This window comes from Nocardioides daejeonensis (assembly GCF_003194585.1).
GTDB classification, from domain to species: Bacteria; Actinomycetota; Actinomycetes; order Propionibacteriales; family Nocardioidaceae; genus Nocardioides; species Nocardioides daejeonensis.
The window spans coordinates 162185-186913 of the sequence record NZ_QHKZ01000005.1; the positions used below are offsets into that span (position 1 = coordinate 162185).

The 24729-nt window shown below is 70.2% G+C and carries 27 protein-coding genes and 2 tRNA genes; 17 read left to right on the forward strand and 12 right to left on the reverse strand.

The genetic code is table 11. The features are described from left to right. Nucleotides 1-9 precede the first annotated feature (9 nt). Both DNK54_RS14340 and DNK54_RS14345 read left to right on the forward strand, forming a co-directional pair. Complete coding sequence (locus DNK54_RS14340) at nt 10-1581, forward strand: FAD-binding oxidoreductase (protein WP_239460104.1); 1572 nt, start codon at nt 10-12, stop codon at nt 1579-1581. Beyond that, entirely contained in the window at nt 1578-2474 is an 897-nt protein-coding gene (locus tag DNK54_RS14345) for a diacylglycerol/lipid kinase family protein (RefSeq protein WP_110207684.1), read from the forward strand. The genes DNK54_RS14340 and DNK54_RS14345 overlap by 4 nt, the downstream gene beginning before the upstream one ends. A 109-nt stretch (nt 2475-2583) precedes the next feature. On the opposite strand, the gene DNK54_RS14350 is transcribed toward DNK54_RS14345, so the two are convergent. Beyond that, nucleotides 2584-3285 carry a pirin family protein gene (locus DNK54_RS14350; RefSeq protein ID WP_162602478.1) on the reverse strand — a complete coding sequence of 234 codons (702 nt, stop codon included), beginning with the start codon at nt 3283-3285 and terminating at the stop codon, nt 2584-2586. A gap of 34 nt (nt 3286-3319) precedes the next feature. Here DNK54_RS14350 and trxA point away from each other — a divergent pair, with 34 nt between their 5' ends. Together trxA and DNK54_RS14360 are read left to right on the forward strand one after the other, a co-directional pair. Continuing rightward, nucleotides 3320-3682 carry a thioredoxin gene (gene trxA / locus DNK54_RS14355; RefSeq protein WP_110207686.1) on the forward strand — a complete coding sequence of 121 codons (363 nt, stop codon included), beginning with the start codon at nt 3320-3322 and terminating at the stop codon, nt 3680-3682. Between the two features lie 5 nt (nt 3683-3687). Beyond that, on the forward strand, nt 3688-5409 hold the full coding sequence (locus DNK54_RS14360; protein ID WP_110207687.1) for a DEAD/DEAH box helicase: 1722 nt from the start codon (nt 3688-3690) through the stop codon (nt 5407-5409). A gap of 33 nt (nt 5410-5442) precedes the next feature. Here the strand turns inward: DNK54_RS14360 and DNK54_RS14365 are convergent, their stop codons facing one another. The 3 genes from DNK54_RS14365 to DNK54_RS14375 all read right to left on the reverse strand — a co-directional run bounded on the left by DNK54_RS14365 (nt 5443) and on the right by DNK54_RS14375 (nt 7768). Next, nucleotides 5443-6351: a GNAT family N-acetyltransferase gene (locus DNK54_RS14365; RefSeq protein WP_110207889.1), complete on the reverse strand. Its 909-nt coding sequence runs from the start codon at nt 6349-6351 to the stop codon at nt 5443-5445. A 117-nt stretch (nt 6352-6468) separates the two neighbouring features. Further along, nucleotides 6469-7068, reverse strand: a complete 600-nt coding sequence (locus tag DNK54_RS14370; protein WP_110207688.1) for a YceI family protein — start codon at nt 7066-7068, stop codon at nt 6469-6471. Between the two features lie 88 nt (nt 7069-7156). After that, nucleotides 7157-7768, reverse strand: a complete 612-nt coding sequence (locus DNK54_RS14375; RefSeq protein ID WP_110207689.1) for a hypothetical protein — start codon at nt 7766-7768, stop codon at nt 7157-7159. Between the two features lie 138 nt (nt 7769-7906). Between DNK54_RS14375 and DNK54_RS14380 the strand changes: the two genes are divergently transcribed. Continuing rightward, nucleotides 7907-8866 (forward strand): alpha/beta hydrolase, encoded by a 960-nt coding sequence (locus tag DNK54_RS14380; RefSeq protein WP_110207690.1) that lies wholly within the window; start codon nt 7907-7909, stop codon nt 8864-8866. Between the two features lie 176 nt (nt 8867-9042). Then, complete coding sequence (locus tag DNK54_RS14385; RefSeq protein WP_239460105.1) at nt 9043-10851, forward strand: DEAD/DEAH box helicase; 1809 nt, start codon at nt 9043-9045, stop codon at nt 10849-10851. Nucleotides 10852-10938: 87 nt separating this feature from the next. On the opposite strand, the gene DNK54_RS14390 is transcribed toward DNK54_RS14385, so the two are convergent. Next, a complete protein-coding gene (locus tag DNK54_RS14390) occupies nt 10939-12522 on the reverse strand; it encodes a bifunctional phosphatase PAP2/diacylglycerol kinase family protein (protein WP_239460106.1) in 1584 nt (527 codons plus the stop codon). A gap of 99 nt (nt 12523-12621) precedes the next feature. Between DNK54_RS14390 and serS the strand changes: the two genes are divergently transcribed. Genes serS through DNK54_RS14415 form a run of 5 tightly spaced genes read left to right on the forward strand, consistent with a single transcriptional unit; the run spans nt 12622 to nt 16823 of the window. Next, complete coding sequence (gene serS / locus DNK54_RS14395) at nt 12622-13920, forward strand: serine--tRNA ligase (protein WP_110207691.1); 1299 nt, start codon at nt 12622-12624, stop codon at nt 13918-13920. After that, a complete protein-coding gene (locus tag DNK54_RS14400; protein ID WP_110207692.1) occupies nt 13917-14753 on the forward strand; it encodes an HAD family hydrolase in 837 nt (278 codons plus the stop codon). The genes serS and DNK54_RS14400 overlap by 4 nt, the downstream gene beginning before the upstream one ends. After that, entirely contained in the window at nt 14746-15351 is a 606-nt protein-coding gene (locus DNK54_RS14405; protein WP_239460107.1) for a GNAT family N-acetyltransferase, read from the forward strand. Before DNK54_RS14400 ends, DNK54_RS14405 begins: the two co-directional genes overlap by 8 nt. After that, nucleotides 15348-16142, forward strand: coding sequence for an HAD family hydrolase (locus DNK54_RS14410; RefSeq protein WP_110207693.1), 795 nt, complete (start codon nt 15348-15350; stop codon nt 16140-16142). Before DNK54_RS14405 ends, DNK54_RS14410 begins: the two co-directional genes overlap by 4 nt. A gap of 9 nt (nt 16143-16151) precedes the next feature. Then, a complete protein-coding gene (locus tag DNK54_RS14415) occupies nt 16152-16823 on the forward strand; it encodes a hypothetical protein (protein WP_110207694.1) in 672 nt (223 codons plus the stop codon). Between the two features lie 173 nt (nt 16824-16996). Here the strand turns inward: DNK54_RS14415 and DNK54_RS14420 are convergent, their stop codons facing one another. Genes DNK54_RS14420 through mobA form a run of 4 tightly spaced genes read right to left on the reverse strand, consistent with a single transcriptional unit; the run spans nt 16997 to nt 19607 of the window. Beyond that, nucleotides 16997-17584: a bacterial proteasome activator family protein gene (locus DNK54_RS14420; RefSeq protein WP_110207695.1), complete on the reverse strand. Its 588-nt coding sequence runs from the start codon at nt 17582-17584 to the stop codon at nt 16997-16999. Nucleotides 17585-17634: 50 nt separating this feature from the next. Then, complete coding sequence (locus tag DNK54_RS14425; RefSeq protein WP_110207696.1) at nt 17635-18618, reverse strand: NAD(P)H-quinone oxidoreductase; 984 nt, start codon at nt 18616-18618, stop codon at nt 17635-17637. Nucleotides 18619-18649: 31 nt separating this feature from the next. After that, entirely contained in the window at nt 18650-18973 is a 324-nt protein-coding gene (locus DNK54_RS14430; protein ID WP_204164614.1) for a DUF6457 domain-containing protein, read from the reverse strand. Nucleotides 18974-19019: 46 nt separating this feature from the next. Beyond that, nucleotides 19020-19607: a molybdenum cofactor guanylyltransferase gene (gene mobA, locus DNK54_RS14435; protein WP_239460108.1), complete on the reverse strand. Its 588-nt coding sequence runs from the start codon at nt 19605-19607 to the stop codon at nt 19020-19022. 39 nt (nt 19608-19646) lie between these two features. On the opposite strand from mobA, the gene DNK54_RS14440 reads away from it, so the two are divergent. The 3 genes from DNK54_RS14440 to DNK54_RS14450 all read left to right on the forward strand — a co-directional run bounded on the left by DNK54_RS14440 (nt 19647) and on the right by DNK54_RS14450 (nt 21937). Further along, nucleotides 19647-20465, forward strand: coding sequence for a carbon-nitrogen hydrolase family protein (locus DNK54_RS14440; protein WP_110207698.1), 819 nt, complete (start codon nt 19647-19649; stop codon nt 20463-20465). A 9-nt stretch (nt 20466-20474) separates the two neighbouring features. After that, nucleotides 20475-21503 (forward strand): hypothetical protein, encoded by a 1029-nt coding sequence (locus DNK54_RS21165; RefSeq protein WP_162602479.1) that lies wholly within the window; start codon nt 20475-20477, stop codon nt 21501-21503. A 206-nt stretch (nt 21504-21709) separates the two neighbouring features. Beyond that, nucleotides 21710-21937, forward strand: coding sequence for a biotin/lipoyl-binding carrier protein (locus tag DNK54_RS14450; protein WP_110207699.1), 228 nt, complete (start codon nt 21710-21712; stop codon nt 21935-21937). A 5-nt stretch (nt 21938-21942) separates the two neighbouring features. On the opposite strand, the gene DNK54_RS14455 is transcribed toward DNK54_RS14450, so the two are convergent. After that, nucleotides 21943-22030: transfer RNA gene (locus tag DNK54_RS14455), tRNA-Ser, on the reverse strand. A gap of 82 nt (nt 22031-22112) precedes the next feature. Continuing rightward, the gene (locus DNK54_RS14460) at nt 22113-22487 is read right to left on the reverse strand and encodes a hypothetical protein (RefSeq protein WP_110207700.1); all 375 of its coding nucleotides are present in this window, start codon (nt 22485-22487) and stop codon (nt 22113-22115) included. Nucleotides 22488-22608: 121 nt separating this feature from the next. Here DNK54_RS14460 and DNK54_RS14465 point away from each other — a divergent pair, with 121 nt between their 5' ends. The 3 genes from DNK54_RS14465 to DNK54_RS21735 all read left to right on the forward strand — a co-directional run bounded on the left by DNK54_RS14465 (nt 22609) and on the right by DNK54_RS21735 (nt 23550). After that, the gene (locus DNK54_RS14465; RefSeq protein ID WP_110207701.1) at nt 22609-23043 is read left to right on the forward strand and encodes a hypothetical protein; all 435 of its coding nucleotides are present in this window, start codon (nt 22609-22611) and stop codon (nt 23041-23043) included. A gap of 57 nt (nt 23044-23100) precedes the next feature. Beyond that, a tRNA-Ser gene (locus DNK54_RS14470) sits at nt 23101-23191 on the forward strand. A 224-nt stretch (nt 23192-23415) separates the two neighbouring features. Continuing rightward, a complete protein-coding gene (locus DNK54_RS21735; RefSeq protein ID WP_275426272.1) occupies nt 23416-23550 on the forward strand; it encodes a hypothetical protein in 135 nt (44 codons plus the stop codon). A 120-nt stretch (nt 23551-23670) separates the two neighbouring features. On the opposite strand, the gene DNK54_RS14475 is transcribed toward DNK54_RS21735, so the two are convergent. Continuing rightward, nucleotides 23671-24666, reverse strand: a complete 996-nt coding sequence (locus DNK54_RS14475) for a phospholipase D-like domain-containing protein (RefSeq protein ID WP_110207702.1) — start codon at nt 24664-24666, stop codon at nt 23671-23673. Between the last annotated feature and the right edge of the window lie 63 nt (nt 24667-24729).

The window sequence follows — 24729 nt, forward strand, 5'->3', positions numbered from 1 at the left end:
CTGTAACACATGACCACTGAGATGCACCCGACCCGCTGGGGCGACCCGGCCGAGGCAGCCCCGCTCCCGCAGGCCACCCGTGACCTGGTGGAGCTCGCACTCGGCGTCCGTGACTCTCCCGCCGTCGAGCATGCCGCACTTCCTCCGTCCGGGATCTCCGCCGAGGTGCTCGCGGAGCTGCGAGCGCTGCTCGGCGACGACCAGGTGCTGACAGACGACGACACCCGTCGCCTGCGGACGCGCGGCAAGTCGACCCCCGACCTGCTTCGGGCCCGCCAGGGTGACCTGAGCGATGCCCCCGACGCAGTGGTCCGCCCGGCCACCCATGCTGACGTCCGGGCTCTGCTCGATCTTGCGGTCCGGCACCGGCTCGCTGTCGTCCCCTTCGGGGGCGGCACCTCGGTGACCGGCGGCCTGGTGGCCCGTCGCGAAGGCCTTGCCGGCGTCCTCTCCCTGGACCTGTGCCGGATGAAGGCGCTGCGCGACGTCGACCTCACCTCGATGACCGCCGTCCTCGAGCCCGGGCTGCGCGGACCCGAGGCCGAGGCCCTGCTCGCCGAGCACGGACTCACGCTGGGCCACTTCCCGCAGTCCTTCGAGTACGCCTCGATCGGTGGCTTCGCGGCCACCCGCTCCAGCGGCCAGTCCAGTGCCGGCTACGGCCGCTTCGACGCGCTGGTGGTCGGGCTCACGATGGCCACACCTCAGGGCACCCTCGAGCTCGGCTCAGCGCCGGCCAACGCCGCTGGCCCCGACCTGCGGCAGCTGGTGCTCGGCTCCGAGGGGACCCTCGGCGTGATCACCGCCGTGCGGGTGCGGGTGCGACCGCGTCCGACGATCAAGGTCTACGAGGGCTGGCAGTTCGACTCCTTCGCCGTCGGCGCCGACGCGATGCGCACGCTGGCCCAGGCCGGCCTGCTGCCCACCGTGATCCGCCTCTCGGACGAGAACGAGACGGCACTCAACCTGGCCAGCCAGTCCGACGTCGGCGGCTCCGCTGCAGGCGGTTGCCTGATGATCGTCGGCCACGAGGGTGTCGACGCGGAGCTGATCGAGGCCCGTCGCGGCCTCGTCACCGCCCAGCTCACGAGGCTCGGCGGCACCGCGCTCGGCGAGGAGCGCGGACAGGCCTGGGCGGAAGGACGGTTCCATGCGCCGTACCTCCGGGACTCGCTGCTCGATGTCGGCGTGCTGGTGGAGACGCTGGAGACGGCGACCTTCTGGAGCAACCGGGAGCGGCTGTACGGCGCGGTCAAGGCGGCACTGACCGAGAAGCTCGGCGAGCAGACCCTGGTGCTGTGCCACATCAGCCACGTCTACGAGACCGGCTGCTCGCTCTACTTCACCGTCGCTGCGCCCGGGGGCGAGACGCCGTTGGAGACCTGGCAGGGCGCCAAGGCCGCTGCCACGCAGGCGATGGTCGACGCCGGCGCGACGGTGACGCACCACCATGCCGTGGGCAGCGACCACAAGCAGTGGTTCGCGCAGGAGATCGGCCCGGTCGGCGTCCAAGTGCTGCGCGCGGTCAAGCGCGAGCTGGACCCGACCGGCGTGCTCAACCCGGGCGTGATGATCCCGTGACGCGCGCGTTCACCTTCTTGGTCAACCCGACCTCGGGTGGCGGGGCCGCACCGCGCGCGGTCGTTCCGGTCGCGCGGGCGCTGCGGGATGCCGGTGCCCGGGTGGAGGTGACCTACTCGCCGGGGCCGAAGGCGACGGTGGCGTTGGTGGCGGAGGCCGTCGAGCGTGGCGACGTCGTCGTCTCGGTCGGTGGCGACGGCATGCTCTCCTCGATCGCCGGGCAGGTGGCCGCCACGGGCGGCACCCTCGGCGTCGTGCCTGCCGGACGAGGCAACGACTTCGCCCGGATGCTCGGGCTCCCCGACGCCCCCGACGAGATCGCACGCATTCTGCTCGAGGCCGAGCCCCGGCGAATCGACCTGGTCGAGGTCGACCTTCCCGACGGCTCCTCACGAGTGGTTGCGGGATCGGTGTACGCAGGCGTCGATGCCCACGCCTCGGAGATCGTCGACCGGATCCGCTGGATGCCACGCAAGCTGCAGTACCCGGTGGCTGCCGTGCGCGCACTGGCAGCCTTCCGGCCGGTCGCGGGCACGGTCACCGTCGACGGCGAGACCCACCGGGTACGTGCCGCGACCGTGGTGACGGCCAACTCGGCCTTCTACGGCTCGGGCATGAAGATCGCGCCACCTGCCGTCCTCGACGACGGGGAGCTCGACATCGTGGTCATCGCCGCAGCCGGCAAGCTCGACCTGATCCGCTCCCTGCCCAAGGTGTACGACGGCTCCCACGTCGCGCTCGACGAGGTGACGGTGCTGCGCGGTCGTGAGATCACGCTGGCGATGGAGCGCCCGGTCGCTGTCGGCGGGGACGGCGAGCCGCTGGGGGTCCTGCGTCCCGGTGAGCCGTGGACGATCCGCGTGCTCCCCGCTGCGCTCTCCCTGCTTTCCTGAGCTTTGCAGCCTCGTTCGTGCGTGTGAACTCGCGCGAGGGTGTGCCGACCTGACAGATTTTCCTGCGCGACCTCTGCCGTCCGGTTCCGGCCACGCGCCGCTGGCATGGTCAGCCCGAGGCGGCGAAGGTCCACAGCAGGAGGTGGGCGGTGCTTCCAGCGGCGAGCATCGCCCCCTCCGCCCGCAGGCGTACGGCGTCGCCGGCGGTCAGCTCCACCGGGTCGCCCGACGCCGGGGTCAGGGTCACCTGCCCGTCGGCGACGAAGAGGTGGGCGTGCGGCACGTCGGGCACCTCGAGTGCCCCACCTCGGGGAGGAGAGGCGGCCCAGAAGGTAGCGCCTGTCGCGGCGATCCGTGCCGCGCCGTCGGCTCCGCCGGCGACGGGCGTCCATGCCTCGCTCAGGCTGACGGCGCCCGAGGAGTAGCTCGGCTCTCCGCCGGGCTCGTCGGGCATCAGCCAGGTCTGCAGGAACCGGGTCGGTCCGGAGGCGGCGTCGACGGTCTCCGCATGCACCACCCCGGAACCGGCGGACATCGTCTGGACCGTGCCCGGTGTGATCACGCCGGCGTGGCCGCGGGAGTCCTGGTGGTGCAGCTCCCCGGAGAGCACCCAGGTCACGATCTCGATGTTCGAATGAGGGTGGTCGGGGTACCCGTGTCCGGGTTGGACGAGGTCGTCGTTGTGGCAGAGCAACAGACCGAAGCGCAGATTGGCCGGGTCGTAGTGGTTGCCGAACGATAGCGAGTGCCGGGTGTCCCGCCCCTCGGCGACGGTGCGGAACCGGTCGGCGGCGCGGCGTACCTCGATCATGGCCCCATTGTCTCCACCGCCTACGCTCGTCGTCATGGGTGCCATCGAGCTGACCGCCGAGAACTTCGAGTCCACCATCACCGGCAACGAGATCGTGCTGGTCGACTTCTGGGCGTCCTGGTGCGGACCGTGCCGGCAGTTCGCCCCGATCTACGAGGCCGCCTCCGAGGCGAACGGCGACGTCGTCTTCGGCAGCATCAACACCGAGGAGGAGCAGCAGCTCTCCGCCGCCGCGCAGATCACCTCGATCCCGACCCTGATGGCCTTCAAGAAGGGCGAGCTGGTCTTCCGCGAGGCCGGCGCACTGCCTGCCGACGCGCTCGACCAGCTGATCGCCGCCGTGCGTGACCTCGACATCGACGCGGTCAAGGCCGCGGCGGAGGCCGAGGGCAAGTAGCGCGAGTGGCCGCTGCTCGCCGATCCGGTGCGCGCCGACGCAGCACGCCCGCGCGTCGTAGCGGCGCCGTACGGCCGTTGCCGGTGGCGGGGCCGGGCGAGCGGATCTGGGTGCTCGACGTGCCGTACGGCACGCAGGTCGACGAGGCGTCGTGGCACCCGGCCGTCAAGACCCATCTGTACGTCGGTCGCTCGCTGCCAGCGTCTCTTGCGCCGTATGCGCCAGGTCCCTACACGCTCGGGCGGTTCCTCGAGAACACTCTGAACCCGGAAGACCCGACTCCGAATCCGGAGCCGACGGACGCACTGGAGCCGCGGCGGATCCAGTTCGAGGCGGCGGACGCGATCGCGGCGTGCGCAGCGGCAGGAGGGCGCCAGTTCCTGCTGGCCGACGAGCCCGGCGTGGGCAAGACGATCTCCGCGGTCCTCGGAGCCACCGCCGTCGGCGACCTCCGGGGTGCACGACGGGTGCTCGTGGTCGCCGACCGGCCCGCCGCGATCACCATCGGTCATTGGTGCCGCACCATCGCGGCACTGGGCGACGGAGGTCTGGACTGGGTGGTGATCACCTGGGACCGGCTGGAGAAGGTCGCCGGGTACGGCTGGGACGTGGTCATCGCGGACGAGGCGCACGCGCTGCGGCGGACCACGACGAAGCGGTGGAAGCACTGGACGCGGATCTCGGGGCACGCCCATCCTCACGAGGCGGCGCCGTTCGTGATCGCGACCACCGCGACACCGGGACACACGCCGCTGGAGCTCCCCTACCTCGCTCCGGCGTATGCGCAGGTGCACGGCGAGTCGATGCGGGAGTGGACCTCGGCGACCCAGCCCGGCGCGGTATTCGCCGCGGCACTCGAACGCCACGGCGTCAGTGTCGAGCAGGGACGGTACGGCGCCACCTGGACCACCGACCCGGCGCGGCGGGCTGCGGATCTCAAGCTGGTGCGGGGCTGGCTCGCCGACGAGCGCCCTGCCGCGATGCTGCACCGGGCCGCGCCCTGGGGCCCGGTGCCGATCTCGGGGATGCCGGTGACCCTGACGCCGGCGGAACGGGCGGCGTACGAGGCCGAGTGGGGCGAGTTCTGTCGCGAGATGGACATCGCCCGTCGCGGTCGCAATCTCGCCAAGGGGCGGGCTGCGCTGCTGCGGTTCCGGCAGAAGGCCGGCCTGATCCGGGTCGAGTCGACGGTCGCCTGGATCGTCCAGCAGGTGCAGGCTGAGCGTCAGGTGGCGTGCTCGGTCGAGTTCGTCGCGACCGCGGCGGATCCGATCGCCGACCGGCTGCGCGACTCAGGGGTCGAGGTCGCCACGATCTACGGGCGCGACCGCTTCGATGTCGAGGCCGAGCGGCTCCGGTTCCAGACCGGGGAGGCGCAGGTCTGCGTCTTCACCACGGTGGCCTCGATCAGCCTGCACGCCGGAGAGACTCTCCCCGACGGCCGTCAGGCGACCCTCGAGCCGCGGGTCGGCCTCTTCCACCAGGCCCGCTTCTCGGGCATCGCGGGTCGGCAGGTGACCGGCCGCACCCACCGCGACCACCAGGTCTCGCCCTGGCACATCGCCTACGCCGAAGGCACCGTCGAGGAGCAGGTCGGCAAGGCGATGGTGGAGCGCATCGCCGCGGCCTCCGACGCAGTCGGCAGCGACACCACCGGCCTCGCCGAGCTCGCTGAGCTGCTGGGCGCCGACTGGCTGCCCGCCGCAACGCTGACCGAGGGCGGCTGAGCGGGGCTGCGTGTCACTGGTGCCACGTGGCACTCACCACCGGGCGGCGCGGTTCACCCAGCTCTGGGTGACCACCATGCCGACCTTGCGGTAGAGGTCGAGGGCGCCGGTGCGGGAGTCGGTGGAGAGGGTGGTGCGAGCAGCGCCGTGCTCCCGGCAGATCGCGAAGGCATCGTTCAGCAGCACCTGAGCGAGGCCGCGCCCGCGCTGGTCGCGGCGTACGGCCAGGCGGTCGACGTAGCCCTCGGCGATGCCGTCGATCTCGGAGCGGATAAGCACCGTCACACCGACCACGGTCTCCTCCGCGTCGACGACGACCCGGAGCTGCCAGGGCTCGCGACCAGGGCGTTCCAGAACCGTCGCCCGGAACTCCTCGAACGTCTCCCGAGCGCGATCCGACCACTCCAGGAAGGCATCCTCCAGGACGTCGTGTGCGGCCTGCTGCTCGTCGGTGCGGGCCGCGCGCACCGCGTAACCCGGAGGCAGGTCGCGGTCGGCGAGGTCGCGGCCCTGAGGCAGCGCGAGGACCCAGGAGGTCCAGCGTGGCTCCCAACCCAGCGCGGCGAGGAGCCGGTCGCCGGGCGAGCCTTCCGGGTTGGGCATGCCGATCACGCGGCCGCCGCGCTCCCGGACCTTCTCGGTGAGCCACCCGGCCAGCCAGGTGCCGATGCCCTGCCCGTGCCATTCAGGATGAACCGCCGCGTCGCCGCGGTCGCCGTGGCTGTGCTCGGCATAGCCGACGAGTCCTTCCTGGGCGAAGACGCCGATCGTGCTGTCGGCGATGTCGAACCCGGGCCGCTGCCAGTCGGAGAGGATGTCCGCCTCCTCGATGGCGATCTCTCCGGTGGCGGCCAGCTCTTCGGCGGCCATCACTGCTGCCACCGCTGCGGCGTCGGTGCCGCCGAGTGGGCGGATGCTGAGGCCGGTCGGAAGTGCGGTCATGGCGTCATTGAACTGACGCCGTACGGTCGGGCGCATCTGCTTTTCGGCGCCGGATGCCCGGAAGCAACAGGTCCCGCCCCCGGCGTACCGGGAGCGGGACCTGCAGAGAGGTGCGACTCAGGCGTTCTTGATCGCCGAGACGTCGAACTTGAGCTTGACCTTCTCGGAGACGAGCACGCCGCCGGTCTCCAGCGCGGCGTTCCAGGTCAGGCCCCAGTCCTTGCGGTTGACGGCGACCTCGCCCTCGAAGCCGACGCGGGTGTTGCCGAACGGGTCCTGAGCGGAGCCGACGAACTCGAAGTCGATGGTGACCGGCTTGGTGGTGCCCTTGATGGTCAGGTCGCCGGTGATCGCCCAGTCGTCGCCGTCGCGCTCGACGGAGGTCGACGTGAAGGTGATGGTCGGGAACTGCTCGACGTCGAAGAAGTCGGCCGAGGCAAGGTGTCCGTCGCGGTCGGCGACACCGGTGTCGACGCTGTTCACGGCGATGGTCAGGTCGACCTTGGAGTTGGCCGGGTTCGCGGCGTCGATGTGAGCGGTGCCCTCGAACTCCTTGAAGGCGCCCCGGACGTTGGTGACCATCGCGTGCCGGGCCTGGAAGCCGATCTGCGTGTGCGCGGCGTCGATGGTGTAGTCGCCGGTGATGTCCTCGATGGCCTGGGTGGCGGCGTCGAAGACGGGCTCGTTCTTGGCGGACTTGCGGGAGAAGATGCTCATGTGGGTGTCCTTCGCGATCTTGGTGCTTCTGGCTTGGTTTAAGTTTCAACCATCGACCCCCGACAACGCTTCCCTCCGAGGGTGTGATTCACGTCACGTCCACTCCGGACCAGGCGCGGTCGATCGCGTGAGCGACATCGATCAGGCGGGCGGCGCGCACGGCGGGCTTCTCAAGCTCCCGGGCGACGTACTTGGCGACGAAGCGGGTCAGCTCCGCCTCGACCCCCGCGACGCGCTGCAGGAGCGAGGCGCGCAGGCCGAATCCGCGCAGGTCCACCTCGATCTGGTCTCCGCGGGGCGGGAGTACGTCGATGAAGACCCGGCAGCCGGTCAGGGCACGGGCGGTCAGCTCCAGCGGGATCGAGAGTCGTGCATCGAACCGCTGCTTCTCCAGTTGGAGGTCCAGCTCGAAGGAGAGGCTCACCGGCAGCGTCACGATCAGGCGGACCAGATCGCCGTCCACGGAGGTCGCGGTGGGACGCTCGATCACGCCCGTCGCGCGGACGCGGGCCAGCCTGCCTGGTCCGACTCCGATCGGACCGAAGGCGATCGGCTCGCCAGCCAGCACGTCCACGCCGGCGAGGATCCGCTGCTCGGTCACGGCGACGCGGAAGAAGTCGCGACCGAACTGCTCGTAGGTCGTCGCCTGGCCGGGCGCGTGCTCAAGGTGTTTCTCGTCGTACGGAGCTTCGTCGGGCATGGGTTCATCGTGCCGCGAGCACAGTTTCCGGAACAGGGGGACCGATCAGGTTGTTGAGCTTTGTATCCGGATCACGGTGACCCAGATCTCATCTGGGGTTAAGGTCCCATCACCTCACCAGGGGAGCGAGAGGGGTCGATGATGATTATTCACGAGGGTGTCAGTCACCAGGCCAAGGTCGTAGGCAGGTTTGCCCGGACCTTCGTCCGCCCTGCGCTCGCGATGTATCCCACGCGTGGTCCGCTCTCGCACGGTCGGCACGCCATCGAGGCTGTTGCCAAGGCTCAACCCCGCAGTCGTCGGGTGCGGGTGCGCAAGGTTCGCTACGGCTACTGGGACGCCGAGCTCGTCCGGCCCCGCGGCGTTCGTCCGGGCGTCGAGTCGATCGTCTACTTCCATGGCGGGGGCTTCCTCTTCTGTGGCACGGCGACCCACCGCAAGGTGGTCGAGCAGCTCGCGCTGCGCACGGGCCTGCCGGTGCTCAGCGTCAACTACCGCCAGCACGGCCGGGGCACGGTCCGCGAGGCGGTCGCCGACGGCCTCGATGCCGTGGAGTGGATGCTGGCCCACGGGTACGAGTCGTCACGGATGGTGCTGGCCGGCGACTCGGCCGGTGGCCACGTCGCCTTCTCTGTCGCGATGGCCGCCCGGGACCAGGGCATGACGCTCGCCGGCCTGGTCGGCCTCTCGCCCTGGCTGGAGTTCGACAACACCGAGCGGTGCGCGACCCCCAACGCCCGCTCGGAGCACTACCTGCCGAGTGCCCGACTCGGCCGGATCGCTCAGCTCGTCACGGGCCAGCCGATCGTCGAGCCCGCTCTCTCCCCGGTCAACGGCAACCTGCGTGGCCTGCCCAGCACCTTGCTCATCTGCTCCACCGACGAGGTGCTACGTCACGACAGCGAGCTTGCGGCTGCCCGCCTCGCTGCCGCCGGCGTCCCGGTCGAGGTGCATGCGTGGCAGGGGCAGGTGCACGCCTTCCCCGTGCTCGCCGACCTCATCCCCGAGGGCTCCGCCGCCCTCGACCTCGTCGCCGACTTCGTCACCGAGCACGTCGGCCGCTCCCGCCTGCGCGTCGTGGGGGACATCGCCGTCTGAGCCCGCGCTCCGCTTCAGTTTCCCCGCCCGGGCGGGGAACTTGGTGCTTGTATGCCGTAGCTACGCACACCAGGCATGCAATTTCCCCGGCAAGTTGCTGTGATCCTGCTCCCATCGGCTTGAAATCGGGGCCCGAGGAATGTCGACATGCGACGCTGACCCACTACCGTTGTGGGGTGAGTGACCACGACGTGACCGAGACCGAGACGACGGACGAGCAGCCCGAGACCCCCACCTTCGCCGACCTGGGGCTGGAGGAGCGGGTCCTGAAGGCCATCCGTGCGGTCGGTTACGAGACGCCGTCGCCGATCCAGGCAGCGACGATCCCTGCGTTGATGGACGGTTCCGACGTCGTTGGCCTTGCGCAGACCGGCACCGGCAAGACGGCGGCGTTCGCGCTGCCGATCCTCTCCCGGCTCGAGCGCGGCCAGAAGTCGCCGCAGGCACTGGTGCTCGCCCCCACCCGCGAGCTCGCCCTGCAGGTCGCCGAGGCGTTCGAGAAGTACGCCGCCAACCTCTCCGGTGTCAGTGTGCTCCCGGTCTACGGCGGCCAAGGGTACGGCGTCCAGCTCTCCGCGCTGCGCCGTGGCGTCGACGTCGTGGTCGGCACCCCCGGCCGGATCATGGACCACCTGGAGAAGGGCACGCTCGACCTGACCGAGCTCCGCTTCCTGGTGCTCGACGAGGCCGACGAGATGCTCCAGATGGGCTTCGCTGAGGACGTCGAGACGATCCTGGCCGACACCCCCGACACCAAGCAGGTCGCGCTCTTCTCGGCGACCATGCCCTCTTCGATCCGCCGGATCTCCAAGAAGTACCTCAAGGACCCGGTGGAGGTGACGGTCAAGAACAAGACCACCACCAACGCCAACATCACCCAGCGCTACCTGATCGTGTCGTGGCCGCAGAAGATCGACGCGATCACCCGCATCCTCGAGGTGGAGAACTTCGAGGCGATGATCATCTTCGCCCGCACCAAGCAGGCTACCGAGGAGCTGGCCGAGAAGCTGCGCGCCCGGGGGTTCTCCGCCCAGGCGATCAACGGCGACGTGGCCCAGGTGCAGCGTGAGCGCACGGTCAACCAGCTCAAGGCCGGCAAGCTCGACATCCTGGTCGCCACCGACGTTGCCGCCCGCGGTCTCGACGTCGAGCGCATCAGCCACGTCGTCAACTACGACATCCCGACCGACACCGAGTCCTACGTGCACCGCATCGGTCGCACCGGCCGGGCCGGACGCAGCGGTGACGCGATCTCCTTCATCACGCCGCGCGAGCGCTACCTGCTCAAGGCGATCGAGAAGGCCACCCGCCAGCAGCTCACGCAGATGCAGTTGCCGACCGTCGACGACATCAACTCGACGCGCCTGAGCCGCTTCGACGACGCCATCACCGAGGCGCTGGGCAACGAGGACCGGGTCAGCTTCTTCCGTGATGTGGTCACCCACTACGTCAACGAGCACGACGTGCCTGAGGTCGACGTCGCCGCCGCTCTCGCCCTCGTGCTCCAGGGCGACGAGCCGATGCTGCTCGACCCCGACGAGCGTCCGGCCCGCCAGGAGAAGTTCCGCGAGGACCGAGGCGATCGCCACGAGCGATCCGGCCGCGACGACCGGCCGCAGCGTGGTGGCCGAGGCCGCCAGTCCGACGTACCGATGCAGATGTACAAGCTCCAGGTCGGCAAGCGCCACAAGGTGGAGCCGCGGCAGATCGTCGGTGCGCTGGCCAACGAGGGCAACCTTCGCCGTGCCGACTTCGGACGCATCGAGATCCGCCCGGACTTCTCCCTCGTCGAGCTTCCGGCAGACCTGCCGGCCGGCACCCTCGACCTGCTTGCCAACACCCGGATCTCGGGCAAGCTCATCGAGATCCAGGTCGACAACGGCCCGCGGCGGCGTACGTACGGCGACCGCCCCGAGCAGCGCGGCGGCTACAAAGGTCGCGGCGACCGCAAGCCGCACCGCAAGGGCCAGCGTCACGACGGCTGATCCCCGGACGGCGTCCACCGCGCAACGTCATGCGCCGGCGGAGCTACACCTCGTCGAGCGCAGCACGTCCCACTCGGGTGGGGTCGGCTAGCGGGGAACGCGCACCAGCAGTCGGCCGTGCACGCACTCCATGACGAGCTCGCGGCCCGGGCCGACCGAGTCGCCGTCGAGTTGGCGCGGAGTGTCGGCGGCAGCGCGGATGATCACCTTGCGACCGGTCATCCGGTCGAGGGTCTCGTCGGTGCGGCTGCGCTTGGCCATGACCCGCCACACGATGGGCAGCCAGGAGAGGAAGCGCTTGGGGTGCAGCATCACGACGTCCAGCACGCCGTCGTCGATCGCGGCGTCGGGGAGGAGAGGCATGCCGGCCTGCAGGAAGCCCACGTTGCCGACCACGACGGTCCGGGCGCGGTGCTTGGTGAAGGGGCCGTCGTCGACGGAGATCTCCAGGCGTACGGCGGGGAACATGAGTGACTTGAGGGCCGACCAGACGTAGGCGAGCCAGCCCACCTTCGCCTTGATCTCCTCGTTGACGCCTTCCATGATCGCGGCGTCGAAGCCCATCCCGGCCATCACCATGAAGTGGGTGTCGTCCAGACCGCCGTCGCCGGAGACCTCGACCATGTCGATGGCCCTGTCCTGACCGTTGAGCGCGACGTCGATCGCGGAGCGGATGTAGAGGGGGATGTCGAGGTTGCGCGCCAGCAGGTTGCCGGTGCCGGCGGGGATGATCCCGACCGGGATGCCGGTGCCGGCCAGCTCGGCGCAGACCTCGCGGACCGTGCCGTCGCCGCCACAGACGACCACGAGGTCGGCGCCGGCGACGGAGGCGGCGTGCGCCATCCCGGTGCCCGGGTCCTCGACCGTCGTCAAGTGCCAGACCGGCGCGTTCCACCCGGCTTCGGCGGCCATCGCACCGACGATCGACTGGAACTGGCCGACGTCCTCCACCTTGATCGGGTTGAGCACGACGTGCAGATCACGGGTCGTCGCCGGCACGCTGGTGAAGAGTGGCTCCGCCGACTCCGCCACGCTGCGCGGTTGCGGAGAGAAGAAGGCGAGCACCAACAGCACGATCCCGGCCGAGAGCAGGGCGCCACCCACCACGTCGCTCGGGAAGTGCCGCGCCAGCAGGATGCGGTCGGCGAAGATCAGCAGGCACAGCAGCACCAGCCCCGCGGTGGCCGTACGACGCAAGCCCGGACGGCGTAGGAACATCTGGCTCAGCACCACCAGCACCCCGGTGATGGAGACGATCCAGGCCGAGTGGCCCGAAGGGTAGGAGCCGCTCGTGAGCTGCTCGGCGAGCACCGACCAGTCGGGACGCTCGATCCCTACGACCGCCTTCATGATGTGCGTGAGTGCGAACGAGGAGAGCATCACGATCGCGCCGTAGACCGCGGCTCGCCGCTGCCCCTTCAGCCAGAGCAGGAGCACCAGGACGGTGGAGATGATGGTGGCCGCGATCGTGTCGCTGGCGACCTCCACCACATGGAGTACGTCGACCAGCAGCTCGTGCGGCGAGGTCCAGTCAGCGGCGCTGCGGGAGACGTCGCGGTCGAACTCCCCGAGGGGTTGCCACGTGGTGGCGACCAGGGTGGTCACCACGGCGAAGAGGCCCAGGCAGAGCCCGGACCACGTCAGCAGCCAGGCGCGGGAACGGTCGATCAAGGGAGGGTGTCGCTTCCGTCGGGGTGGTTCAGGGGCGGAGGGGCAGCAAAGAGTATGCCTGCCCGGCCTCGGTCGGGGTCCGGCGATAGCCTTGGGCCCATGATCGACCCGCGCCTTCTCCGAGACGAGCCAGACCGTGTCCGCGCCTCCCAGGTCAAGCGCGGGGCCTCTCCCGACGCGGTCGACGACGCGCTCGCCGCCGACGCGGCCCGCCGGTCCGCCATTGCGGCCTTCGAGGAGCGCCGCGCCGAGCAGAAGGCCTTCGGCAAGTTGGTGGCGCAGGCGAAGGGCGAGGAGAAGCAGGCCCTGCTGGAGCAGGTGAAGGCGCTGGCCGCCGAGGTCAAGGAGCTCGAGGCGGCGCAGGGCGTCGCCGAGGAGGCCTGGAGCAACGCGCTGAAGGCCATTCCCAACGTGGTCGCCGATGCTGCTCCCACCGGGGGCGAGGACGACTTCGTGGTGGTCGAGGAGGTCGGCACGCCGCGTGACTTCGCGGCCGAGGGCTTCACGCCGCGCGATCACATCGAGCTGGGCCGAATGCTCGGCGCGATCGACCTCGAGCGCGGTGCCAAGGTCAGCGGCAGCCGCTTCTACTTCCTGACCGGCGTCGGTGCCGAGCTTGAGCTCGCCCTGGTGAACCTGGCGATGGAGCAGGCCCGCAACGCCGGTTTCACGCAGGTCATCGCCCCCTCCCTGGTCCGCCGTGAGGCGATGGAGGGCACCGGCTACCTCGACCAGGGCGGTGGAGAGGACATCTACCGCATCGAAGGGGAGGAGATGTACCTCGTCGGCACCTCCGAGGTGCCGATGGCTGCCTATCACTCGCAGGAGATCCTCGACGCCTCGTCGTTGCCGCGGCGCTACGCCTCGTTCAGCCCGTGCTTCCGCAAGGAGGCAGGATCGCACGGCAAGGACACGCGCGGCATCATCCGGGTGCACTGGTTCGACAAGGTGGAGATGTTCGTCTACACGACGCTGGAGCAGGCCGCCGACGAGCACCAGCGCCTGCTGGCCTGGGAGCGGGAGTTCCTCGACAAGCTCGAGCTCGCCTACCGGGTCGTCGACATCGCCTCCGGCGACCTCGGCGCCTCGGCGATCCGCAAGTTCGATTGTGAGGCGTGGATCCCCACCCAGGGCAAGTATCGGGAGCTCACGTCCACCTCCAACTGCACCGACTTCCAGACCCGGCGTCTCGACATCCGTGGGCGGTTCACCGCCACCGACTCGACGCCCGCCACGACGGGTCCGATCGCCACCCTCAACGGCACCCTGACGGCCATCACCCGCACGATCGTGGCGGTGCTGGAGACCCACCAGCAGGCCGACGGCTCGATCCGGGTGCCGGCGGCGCTGCGGCCCTGGCTCGGCGGGCGCGAGGTGCTCACCCCGGTGACGTCGTGACTGCGTCCTGGCAACCGCGCTTGGTCGCGCTCGACATCGACGGCACGCTGCTGAGATGGGTGGAGGGCTCAGGCGCCGTCCACGGCGAGGTCGACCCGGTGGTGCGCGACGCCGTACGCCGAGCGGCCGAGGCGGGCGCGGAGATCGTGCTGGCCAGCGGCCGCTCCCTGCACTCGATGTTGCCGATCGCCGACCAGCTGGGGCTGCCGTACGACGGCGAGCGCTGCTGGATCGTCGCGTCCAACGGTGCTGTGGTGCTCCGCTACCCGCCAGCCGAGATCGTCCACGAGGAGACGTTCGACGCCTCCGAGGCGGTGCGCGATGTGCTGCGGCTGCGTCCCGGTGCGCTGGTCGGGGTGGAGGAGCGCGGCAAGGGCTACCGCGTCAACCGGCACTTCCCCGACGGAGAGCTCGCCGGTGAGATGATCGTGACACCGGTCGAGGAGATGGTCTCCAGGCCGGTGAGCCGGGTGATCATCCGCGACCCCGAGGCGACCGTCGAGGACTTCGAGCGGCTCGCGAAGGAGCTCGGACTGCACGGCACCGACTACGTCATCGGGTGGACGGCCTGGATGGACCTGGCGCCGCTCGGCATCTCCAAGGCGTCCGGTCTGGCGCGGGTCGCCTCCGAGCTGGGTATCGAGGCAGCCGATGCGCTGGCGATCGGCGATGGCCGCAACGATCTGGAGATGTTCGACTGGGCCGGCCGCAGCGTGGCGATGGGGCAGGCCGTCCCGGAGGTCCTTGCTGCCGCTGACCACGTCACCCTCGCCGTCGACGATCACGGCGCTGCCGTCGAGCTCGATCGATGGTTCGGACCCTCCGGTGGCTGATTCGCACCCACGGGATGACTCCCGCTCGGTGGTCGGGCTGGACTCGGCGGGTGGCTCCCGCTCGGTGGTCGGCTCGGACTCGGCGGGTGGCTCCCGCTCGGTGGTCGAGCCTGTCGAGACCCTCCGTACCGCGCGGCTCTCGTTGCCGTTGATCACCCCGGCGCAGGCGGCTGACCTGCGCGAGGGGAACCGGCATCCGAGCTTCGCGCCCGGCTTCCCACGCCCCGACGACATCGACGCCGCCAGCCTGGCGTCGGGCACTCCGTGGGGCCCGCGGCTGGTCGTGCGTGCGCACGATGGATTGGTCTGCGGCACCGCCGGCTTCTTCGGACCGCCTGACCAGGAGGCGGAGGTCCCCGAGGTCGAGGTCGGCTACGGCCTGGTGCCTGAGGCGCGCGGCCGGGGCGTGGCGAGTGAAGTGCTGGCCGCGCTGCTGGCGCTGGCCGACGAGGCGGCGGTGCGGGTGCGTGCCAGCGTTGCGCCCGACAACGCAGCCAGCCTGCGGGTGCTGGCGAAGAGTGGCTTCACCCAGTTGCGGTCGACCACTCCCGAGGGTGAGCTCGTGATGGTCCGTCCTGTCCGCACGGAGCACGGATGAGCAGGCCGCGCCTGGTCGCCACCGACCTCGACGGCACCCTGCTCTCGCCGGACGGCACGGTGAGCGACCGGACGCGGCGGGTACTCCAGCAGCTCGACGCCGAGGGCATCCCGGTGGTCTTCGTGACCGGCCGGCCGATCCGCTGGATGGAGATGCTCTGGAGCGACGTGGGAGGCCACGGGCTGGCGATCTGCTCCAACGGTGGCATGGTGTACGACGTCATGCGGCGGGAGGTGCGCAACGCCCTCACTGTGCCCCGCGACTTGGCGCTCCGGGTCGGCGAGACGCTACGTCGCGCCGTACCGGGCACCAGCTTCGCGCTGGAGAAGACGACTGGGTTCGCGCGTGAGGCGGAGTTCGCCAGTCGCCATCCCGACTCGTCGGGCATCCCGACCGGGCGGCTCGAAGCCATCTTCGACGACCGGGTCGTGAAGCTGCTGGCGCTCCACGACGAGATCGCACCGGAGACCTATTGGCGGCAGGCGCGGGAGCTGGTGGGGGAGCTGGTCGAGGTCACCTGGTCCTCCCAGTGGGCGCTGCTGGAGATGTCGGCGCTCGGCGTGACCAAGGCGAGCACGCTAGCCCGGCTCTGCGTCGATCTGGGCATCGGCCCCGAGGAGGTCGTCGCCTTCGGCGACATGCCCAACGACATCGCGATGCTGGAGTGGGCGGGGCGCTCCTACGCGATGGCCGGGGGCCACGAAGACGTACGCCGGGTGGCCGGCGATGTTGCGCCGGGCAACGACGAGGACGGTGTGGCCGTGGTGCTCTCCGACTTGTTCGGCCTGTGAGAGTGTGTGATGCGCACGAGCGTCGGTGATCCGGAGGTGATGAAGGTGTGGGTGCAGCACGCTCCCGTCGGGCGACGTCTGCTCGCGGCGGCACTGGTCACGCTGGGCCTGGCCTTCACCGGCCCGATCGTGTCTCCGGCAGCCCACGCCGTCGACACCTGTGCCACCGACCAGCTGACGCCGCAGCAGCAGGCGAAGCTCGACTACGTGTTCCTCGGCAAGGTCAGCGACGTCGCCGAGTCGGCCAAGGACGGGGTCGTCACCCGCATCTACACCGTGCAGGTCTCCCGCTGGTGGCGGGGCGACCTGCCGGAGCTGATCCGGGTCACGTCGCCGGCCGGTGCCTCCGAGTGTGGGCTGCGCGGCGTCCGCAAGGGATCGTCGTATGTCTTCATGGCGGGTGCCGCCGACGGCAAGGACCAGGTCCGGGCGCTGAGCTATGAGGGCACGCGCAAGGCCGACGCCGCCACCGAACGCGAGGTGACCCGCCAGCTGGGTGTCGATCCGCAGAAGCCGGTCACCGAGAAGCCCGCTCCGGAGAAGCCGACGGCGACGCCGACCGTGCTCGACGACTCCGATCCGCCCGCCGTGGCGGACGTGATCACCGTGCCGGTGATCGTCGTGGTGGCAGGGCTGATGCTCTTCGGCGTAGGCACCCTGCTGGGCCGCCGCGAGCACTGAGCTCGAGGGAACCTCCCGATCGATCTCGCCTGCTGCGCGCCGTGATGCAGCACGCTGGGCTGCGCCACGAACCGCCGACAGGGATCCCAGCCGCCTTGGTGCCCGTTGCGTTGCCAGCGCACGCGCCTTCCGACGCTCGCGACGGCCGAGCGTTTACCGACGCCCTCGGGCGGTCAGAGGTACATGCCGCCGGTGGTCGGGTCGCCAGCGGTCGGCGACTGCGGCGGCATCTCCTGCTCCTGCTGTGCCCGCGCCATCGCCTGAGGGAGTGCCCGGCGCATCTGCTCCAACTGGGCGCGTGAGGCCATCTGCTGGGCGTAGATCGCGGTCTGGATGCCGTGGAAGAGGCCCTCGAGCCAGCCGACCAGTTGCGCCTGGGCGATCCGCAGCTCGCTGTCGCTGGGGGTGCCCTCGGTGAACGGCAGGGAGAGCCGCTCGAGCTCCTGCACAAGTTCGGGAGCCAGACCCTGCTCGAGCTCCTTGATCGAGGCCTGGTGGATCTCCTTGAGGCGATTGCGGCTCGCGTCGTCGAGCGGTGCGGACTTCACCTCTTCGAGCAACTGGCGGATCATGCTGCCGATCCGCATCACCTTGGCGGGCTGCTCGACGAGGTCGGTCAGGCCGTGGCCGCCTCCCTCGCTCTCGCTCTCGCCGTCGTCCTGCTGGACCGCTGCCAGCGCCTCGGCGGGGATGGTCCCGACCGGCTGACCGTCGGGTCCCACGATGACGATGTGCTGCTCCTCGCCGGCGTTCTCAGTCATGCCCCCACCCTACTGACCGGCCGTACGGCGGCCGGCAGCGGAAGCGAGTCTCACGGCAGGGCAGGCAGCGTGGTGAGCAGCACCTTGCCGATGTGCGTGCTCTCGTCGACCAGCGTGTGTGCCTCGCCGGCGCGTTCCAGGGTCAGCACGGTGTGGATGACCGGCTTGATCGAGCCGTCCGCCACAAGCGGCCAGACATGTTCGACGACGGAGGCGCAGATGGCGGCCTTCTCCTCGGTGGGGCGGGCGCGCAACGAGGTGGCGAGCACCGCGGCGCGCTTGCGGAGCAAGGTGCCCAGATCGAGCTCGCCCTTGGTGCCGCCCTGCATGCCGATGACCACGAGCCGCCCCTGGGTTGCCAGCGCATCCACGTTGCGGCCGAGGTACTTCGCGCCCATGTTGTCGAGGATGACGTCGGCCCCGCCCGCGGCCTTGAGCACCTCGACGAAGTCCTCATCGCGGTAGTTGAGAGCGACGTCCGCGCCGAGATCGCGGCAGACCCGCAGCTTCTCCTCCGAGCCGGCCGTGGTGAAGACCCGAGCAGAGAGCGCGGTCGCCAGCTGGATCGCGAAGGTGCCGATGCCTCCGGCCCCGCCGTGCACCAGGAAGCGCTCGCCGGGTTGGAGGCCGGCCAGCATGAACACGTTGGACCAGACGGTGCAGGCCACCTCGGGCAGGGCTGCGGCGGAGACCAGGTCGATGCCCTCGGGCACCGGCATGACCTGTCCGGCAGGGACGCGCACCTGCTCGGCGTAGCCGCCTGAGGCGAGCAGCGCACAGACCTCCTGGCCCACCGTGAAGCCCTCGACGCCCTCGCCGAGGCTGGCGATGCGGCCGCTGCACTCGAGGCCGAGGATGTCGGACTCCCCAGGTGGTGGCGGATAGAAGCCCATCCGCTGCAGCGTGTCGGCCTTGTTGACCGCCGTGGCGACGACGTCGATGACCACCTCGCCGGGGCCGGCGACCGGTGCGTCAGTCTCGGTGACGGTGAGGACCTCGGGGCCCCCTGGCTCTCGGGCGATCACAGCGCGCATGAGGCCACCGTAACGCCCGGTCCGAGCCGCGTCAGAGGTCAGCGAGGTCCGAGCTGTGATCGACCGTGCTGTCGTCGGGGATCTCCTCGTCGACGTCCTCCGGGTCGGGGGCTCCGGCCGGTCTCTCCCAGCTCAGGGCGAGCTGGGTGGCCCGCTCAGCCAAGCCCTCGACGGCGGCGCTGTCGGCCTCGGCCAGCCCCGCGGCGTACCCAAGGAGGTAGGTGGTGATCGGCGCCGCCGGCCGTTGCACGTTGTGGGCGGCGGCGCGGGCGAGGTCCAGCACCAGGGCCTCGTCCAGTTCCGCCTCGATGTCGAGAACGTCGCAGAGCTCGTCGATCCAGTCGTGCAGGTTCACACCACCAGCGTGCTGTCTTCGCCCCCGCCTGGCAACCCTTTCGACGTCAGCTCTCCTCGAACCGCGTCCGAGCTTCGCGGAGGTCGGCGAAGCTGTCGATGTCGAGCGCCTCCTCCGGGCGCCCGGGTACGTCGACGAGGTCGAGTCCGTCGAGCAGGCGGTGCAGCGGCATCCCATGGCGCTCGTCGTACGGCGGGGCAGCGGCCGCGAGACGTTCGGTGTCGAGGACCATCGCCAGCTGTCGGCGTCCGGAGAGATCGCAGAGGACGGCCCCGTCGCGCCCGCGGGCCCCGTCCCGGAGCCGGGTCACGGTGCGCAGGTCGACGAACGGCATGTCGACTGCCAGCGCCATGAGCTGACGCGGGGCGCGCGCGAACGACTCCAGGCCGTGGAGGAGCCCGGCGGCAGGGCCGCCGCCACGCGGATCCTCACGGGTGAAGGTGACCGGCCGCTCGGTCGGCACCCAGTCGCCGAGCACGACCACCTCGCCGGCGTCGAGGACGGCGTCGAGGGCCCAGTCGAGGAGGGTGCGGCCGCCGAGCTCGATGGAGGCCTTGTCGGCGCCGCCGATCCGGGCCCCGGTGCCGCCGGCGAGGATGACCGCGCCGAGCGCGAGCGGGCGTGTGTCCGACATGCCCACCATCCTGCACCAACGATCTGGCACGCTGGACGCATGGATGCGTGTGATCCGGGAACCGGCCGCCTTCGCGTGGCGCTTGCGCAGCTGGCCTCCGGCCTGGACCCCGCCGAGAACCGCGCCGCCATCGCCGGACTGGCGGAGGAGCCGAGCGCGATGACGGCCGATCTGGTGGTGCTCCCCGAGGCGATCGCCCGCGACTTCGGGTCTCCTCGCGACGACCTGGCGCCGTACGCCGAATCGACGTCGGGGCCGTTCGCCCAGGCGATCACCGCGCTCGCCGGCAGCGACCGGACCGTCGTCGCCGGCATGTTCGAGGCGTACCCGGGGGGTCATCCGTTCAACACCTTGGTGATGCGGGGTGCCCGAAGCGCCGACTATCGCAAGATCCACCTCTACGACTCCTTCGGCTACCGGGAGTCGGAGCGACTCACCGCCGGCCCCTGGGAGCCGGTCACCGTCGACCTCGCGGGCTTCCGGCTCGGTCTGATGACCTGCTACGACCTGCGCTTCCCCGAGCTGGCGCGTGACCTGGTCGACCGCGGCGCCGACGTCCTCGTCGTCCCGGCCGCCTGGGTGGCCGGAAGGACGCCGGAGGAGCATGCCCTCAAGGTCGAGCACTGGCGCACCCTGGTGCGGGCCCGCGCGATCGAGAACGTCGCGTACGTCGTGGCCGTCGGCCAGCCGAGCCCCCGCTACACCGGTCACAGCATGGTGGTGGACCCGACCGGTCGCGTGCTGGTGGAGGCGGGTGACGCGACGGAGGTGCTCTGCGCCACACTCGAGGCGAGCACCCTGCGTGCGGCCCGGGAGGCGAATCCCTCCCTCGACAATCGGCGTACTCCGTCCCGGTAGCCTCGGTCCGTGTCCCGTCGTGCCCCAGGTCGTCGCGCCCTGCGAGCCGCGCCCGAGCCTCGCCGCGATCTGGCGCGCTCCAGCAAGGTGATTGCCGGGTTCAGTGCGGTGGGAGTGGGCCTGGCATGGGCACTGCTGGCGATCTTGGAGGTCGGTCCCTCTTGGGCTGACCAGGTCGCCGCCGTGGTGCTCTCCACCACGATCACGGTCTCGTTGGCAGCACGCACCGGCGGCCGGCCGGTGGTCTTCGGCGCCCTCGCCCTGGCGCTCGGAGTGGTCGCAGTGACGACGGACTCGGGGCCGATGCGAGCGGGCGCCGCAGTGCTCACCGCGGTCGCGACGGGCGTGCTCGCGGTGGTGCTGACCGTGCCGGCTCCTCGGTTCCGGCTCGCCGTGCGCGAGGTCGGCGTCGCCACTCTGGTCTCGGTGGTCGGCGCGTTCGGTGTGGTCGGCTTCCGTCCGCGCGTGAGCATGGACGCCTTCGACTACGTCTCCCTCGCCCTCGCCTTCGCGCTCACCCTCGCGCTCGTCTACCGCCTGGGTGCGGGCCTCAACAGCCTCGGCCGTCGCGGCGTGATCGTGGTCGTCGGTGGAGCGGTCGCCGTCGTTGTGGTCATCGCCTACGCAGAGCTGCTGCGCCGCTACGGGCCGCCCGGGATGCTCGAGACCGTCTTCGACGCCGTCCGTTGGCACCGGGACACGCTCGGCGCGATCCCCCGCCCCACCGTGCTCTTCATCGGCGCCCCGGCCATCGTCTGGGGCTGCCACATGCGCGCTCGGCGTCGTCAGGGCTGGTGGGTGACCGCCTTCGGTGTATGCCTCACCGTCAGCTTCGCCACCGTCCTGATGAACGACGAGACCGGCTGGCTCGAGGCCGCGCTCATCGTCTTCTACTCCCTGCCCCCCGGCCTGGTCCTCGGCTACGCCGCCATTCGCGTCGACCTCGCCCTCACCGGCCCCCGGGGCCGCCGCGCCCGTCGCGACGAGGAGGCCCGCGCCCTGCGCCCCGAGCCCAGCCGCTTCCACGCCCTCCTCTGAGCCGCCCGCTCTGGTTAGTTTCCCCGCCCGGGCGGGGAAACTGGCACTTGTTGGCCGTAGCTACGCACACCAAGCGACAGTTTTCGTCACACAGTTCCGGCTCGAAGGGACGCGAAGGGCCCGCGAGCCGGTACGCCGCACAGCGGCCAGCCAGCGCGGAGCGGCGTACTTCCTGGTAACCGGAGTGCGGGAGTAGCGTCGCCGCCATGGTGCGTGAGCAGGTGACTGACATCGTCGCCGAGATGGTGGCCAACGTGATGAGCATTGACGTCGCCGTGGGCGACGCGGTGGGGGCCGGCGACCAGGTGATCCTGCTCGAGTCGATGAAGATGGAGATCCCCGTGCTCGTCGAGGCGGGCGGGACGATCCGTCAGATTCGGGTTGCGGTGGGCGACGTCGTCCAAGAGGGCGACGTCATGCTGACCGTCGGCTGATCACCTGGCAGAGGGAGCGGGATTCGAACCCGCGGTAGGTCTCCCTACGACCGCTTTCAAGGCGGTTCCGATCGGCCACTCCGGCATCCCTCCACGTGCCCGGCGGGGCACAGGGGCAGTCTACGCAGGTGCCGTACGCCGCCCCGGCGGCCGGTCTGCTCCGTCGTAGCGGGGCCTATTCGGAGCCACCTAGCTCCAGTTCGACGTCGTCGTACGCCAGATCCCGCAGGCGCTGGCGGTGATGGGTGACGTCGGTGAGGAGGCGGCGCAGCGCCTGGCTGAGCGAGTCGACGTCGGGATTGCTCAGCACCTGCGGGCTGAAGACGGCGATCCGGCTCATCAGGTCGTTGCGTTCGCGGAGCACGGTCGCCTCGCGCGCTGCCAACCAGCCGTTGTGGGCCTCGGAGCTCTCGCGGGCGAGCAGATCGCGCAGCGTGGAGAGCCGTTGTCGGACCGTCCAGCGCCAGTTGCCGAGCGCGGTCCCCTGCTGGCGTGGAGCGTCCAGCAGCTGCGACAGCTCGAGCATCGTGCCGTGGCATGCATCCTGCATGGGTGCCTCCGTCCGGGCCAATGTCCCAAGAGTGAGCGTCGGAGTACGAGTGTGACTCCGATCACAGATCCGGACAAGGGCCGGTGCGCGGCGGCGCCGTGCGTTCGGGGAGAATGGCCACATGACGTCCGACTATCGACTGGCCCCTCCGGTCGCCGCCCGGTTGTTGGGCGTGTCGATCGCCGGCTTCGGCCTGCTCATCTTCCTCGTCACTGGAGTCGTCGTGCTTCTCAGTGCGCCCGTTGCGGTGCTGTGGGGCGCCGTGGTGGTGAGCGTCGTGGGGATCTTCGCGGTCGGTGCGCTGCTCACCCGGACTGGTTACGTGCTGAGGCTGACCGACGACGGCTACCGGGTGCGTCTGGTCCGTGGCGCGGGCGTCAAGCAGGCTCGCTGGGCCGACGTCGAGGAGCTGGTCACCGACACGGTGGCTGGCGCTCCTTGCCTGATCTTCCGTCTCCGGGGCGGCGAGGCGACCGTGCTTCCGGTGCAGGTGCTGGCCGGGGACCGTGAGGAATTGGTCCGCGAGGTGGGGAGCCACCTGGCCCGCGGGCGGTGACCACGGGCCCGATTCTGCACCCGACGGCCGGGGCGGCTAGAGTAACCACCGCTCAATGGAGGCGTCGCCTAGTCTGGTCTATGGCGCCCGCCTGCTAAGCGGGTTTGGGGCTACAACCCCATCGAGGGTTCAAATCCCTCCGCCTCCGCAGCGTGATGTCGCAACGACATCGAGGAAGCCCGGGCCCCAGGCCCGGGCTTCCGGCATTTCCATGCACCGGATGTCCGTTAGTGCAGGTATTTGAACAAACTGTTCGTAAGCGCTGCACTTTCTTGCATTGCAGACATTTGCAGTCGCTGGGGCTGGAAGGGCGCCCTCCGAAGGGGCACACTGGAGAATGCAGGGGGTCCATAGGACGTGGGGAGGTTCCACATGCAGAAGTTCGTACGTCGCGTGGCTGCGCTCGTCGTAGCCGTCGGCTTGGCGGTGGGCATCGGCGCTGCGCCGGCGCAGGCAGACACCAGTTGGGGCTACGTGATCGCTCCGCACAGCAACGTGGATCGGTAGCCGACAACTCCACACAGACCTGAGACGAGGACCAACTCATCCCCCCACATGTTCGGTCCCTGAGCCATCCCCCCGGCCCGTCTCAGTGCGAGGGCAGCGACGTTGGTCGCTGCCCTCGCTTCATTTCTCCTGCTGCTGGGGGTCGATGCCGGTGCGTGCGTACTCCTGGCCGAGCAGGAAGCCGAGCTGGAAGCGCGTCTCCGCGTCGTACTCCCGTTTGAGATCGGCCACGTAGCCGGCATAGGTCCGCGGGCTGACGCCGAGCCGTTTCGCGCAGGTGACGTCGGAGTGTCCCTCGGTGAGCATCCGGATCAGCATGGCTCGCTGCTCCTCGGCGATGCCCTTCATCAGGTCGGAGTCGCGGCTGGTGAAGGGGCGGCCGCGCTCCCAGGAGCGCTCGAAGATATCCACGAGGTACGCGATGAGACCGCTGTCGCGGATCGCCAGAGCCATGCCCAGGTTGTCGCCGTGCGGGATGACGGCCACCGAACGGTCGACCACGATGAGCCGGTTGAAGAACTCGTCCAGCGTGCGTACCTCGGCGCCGACGGCGGTCACCTCGGCCACGTAGGCGCGTGTGGCCCTGTTGCGGCGCGCCGCGTGCTGGTAGATGGTGCGCATGCTCACCCCGCGGCGTACCGCGTCGACGTCGCGGGCCGCGGCCACCTTGAGGGTGGACGCCTTGCGGCCCGCCTGCGGTTGGGCAGTGAGAAGCTCGGTCTGCGCGCTGGGTACGACGGCAGCCAGGAACTGCTCGATCTCCTCGCCCCGGAGCTCGCTGATCTGGCCGCTGTGGGTGGAGGGGGAGCGGCGATACGCCTGGCCGAGGCCGTCGAAGACCCGTGCCCAGGCGCTGGACTCCTCGATGAGCTCCGCGCCGCGCATGCTCAGCGGTGAGACAACCTGGGTCTGCACCGACTGCGGGTCGACCACCACGTAGCGGTCGTCCTCCTGCCGGATCAGTCCGGTGTCGGTGAGCAGCTGAACGGCATCGTGGTTGTCGCGGATCAGCGGGTCTGTGCGCGACACCCCGCCGCGGTTCGCGATCTCCTCGAAGAGCGGTGACGCCGACTCCTCGAAGAACTGCCGTCGGCCGTCCGAGGCCCATGCATCCACGGTGATCCCACCTTCCGTCCCCCTTTCCATCCCCCCGAATGTGGCACCAGTATGCCCGGTGGT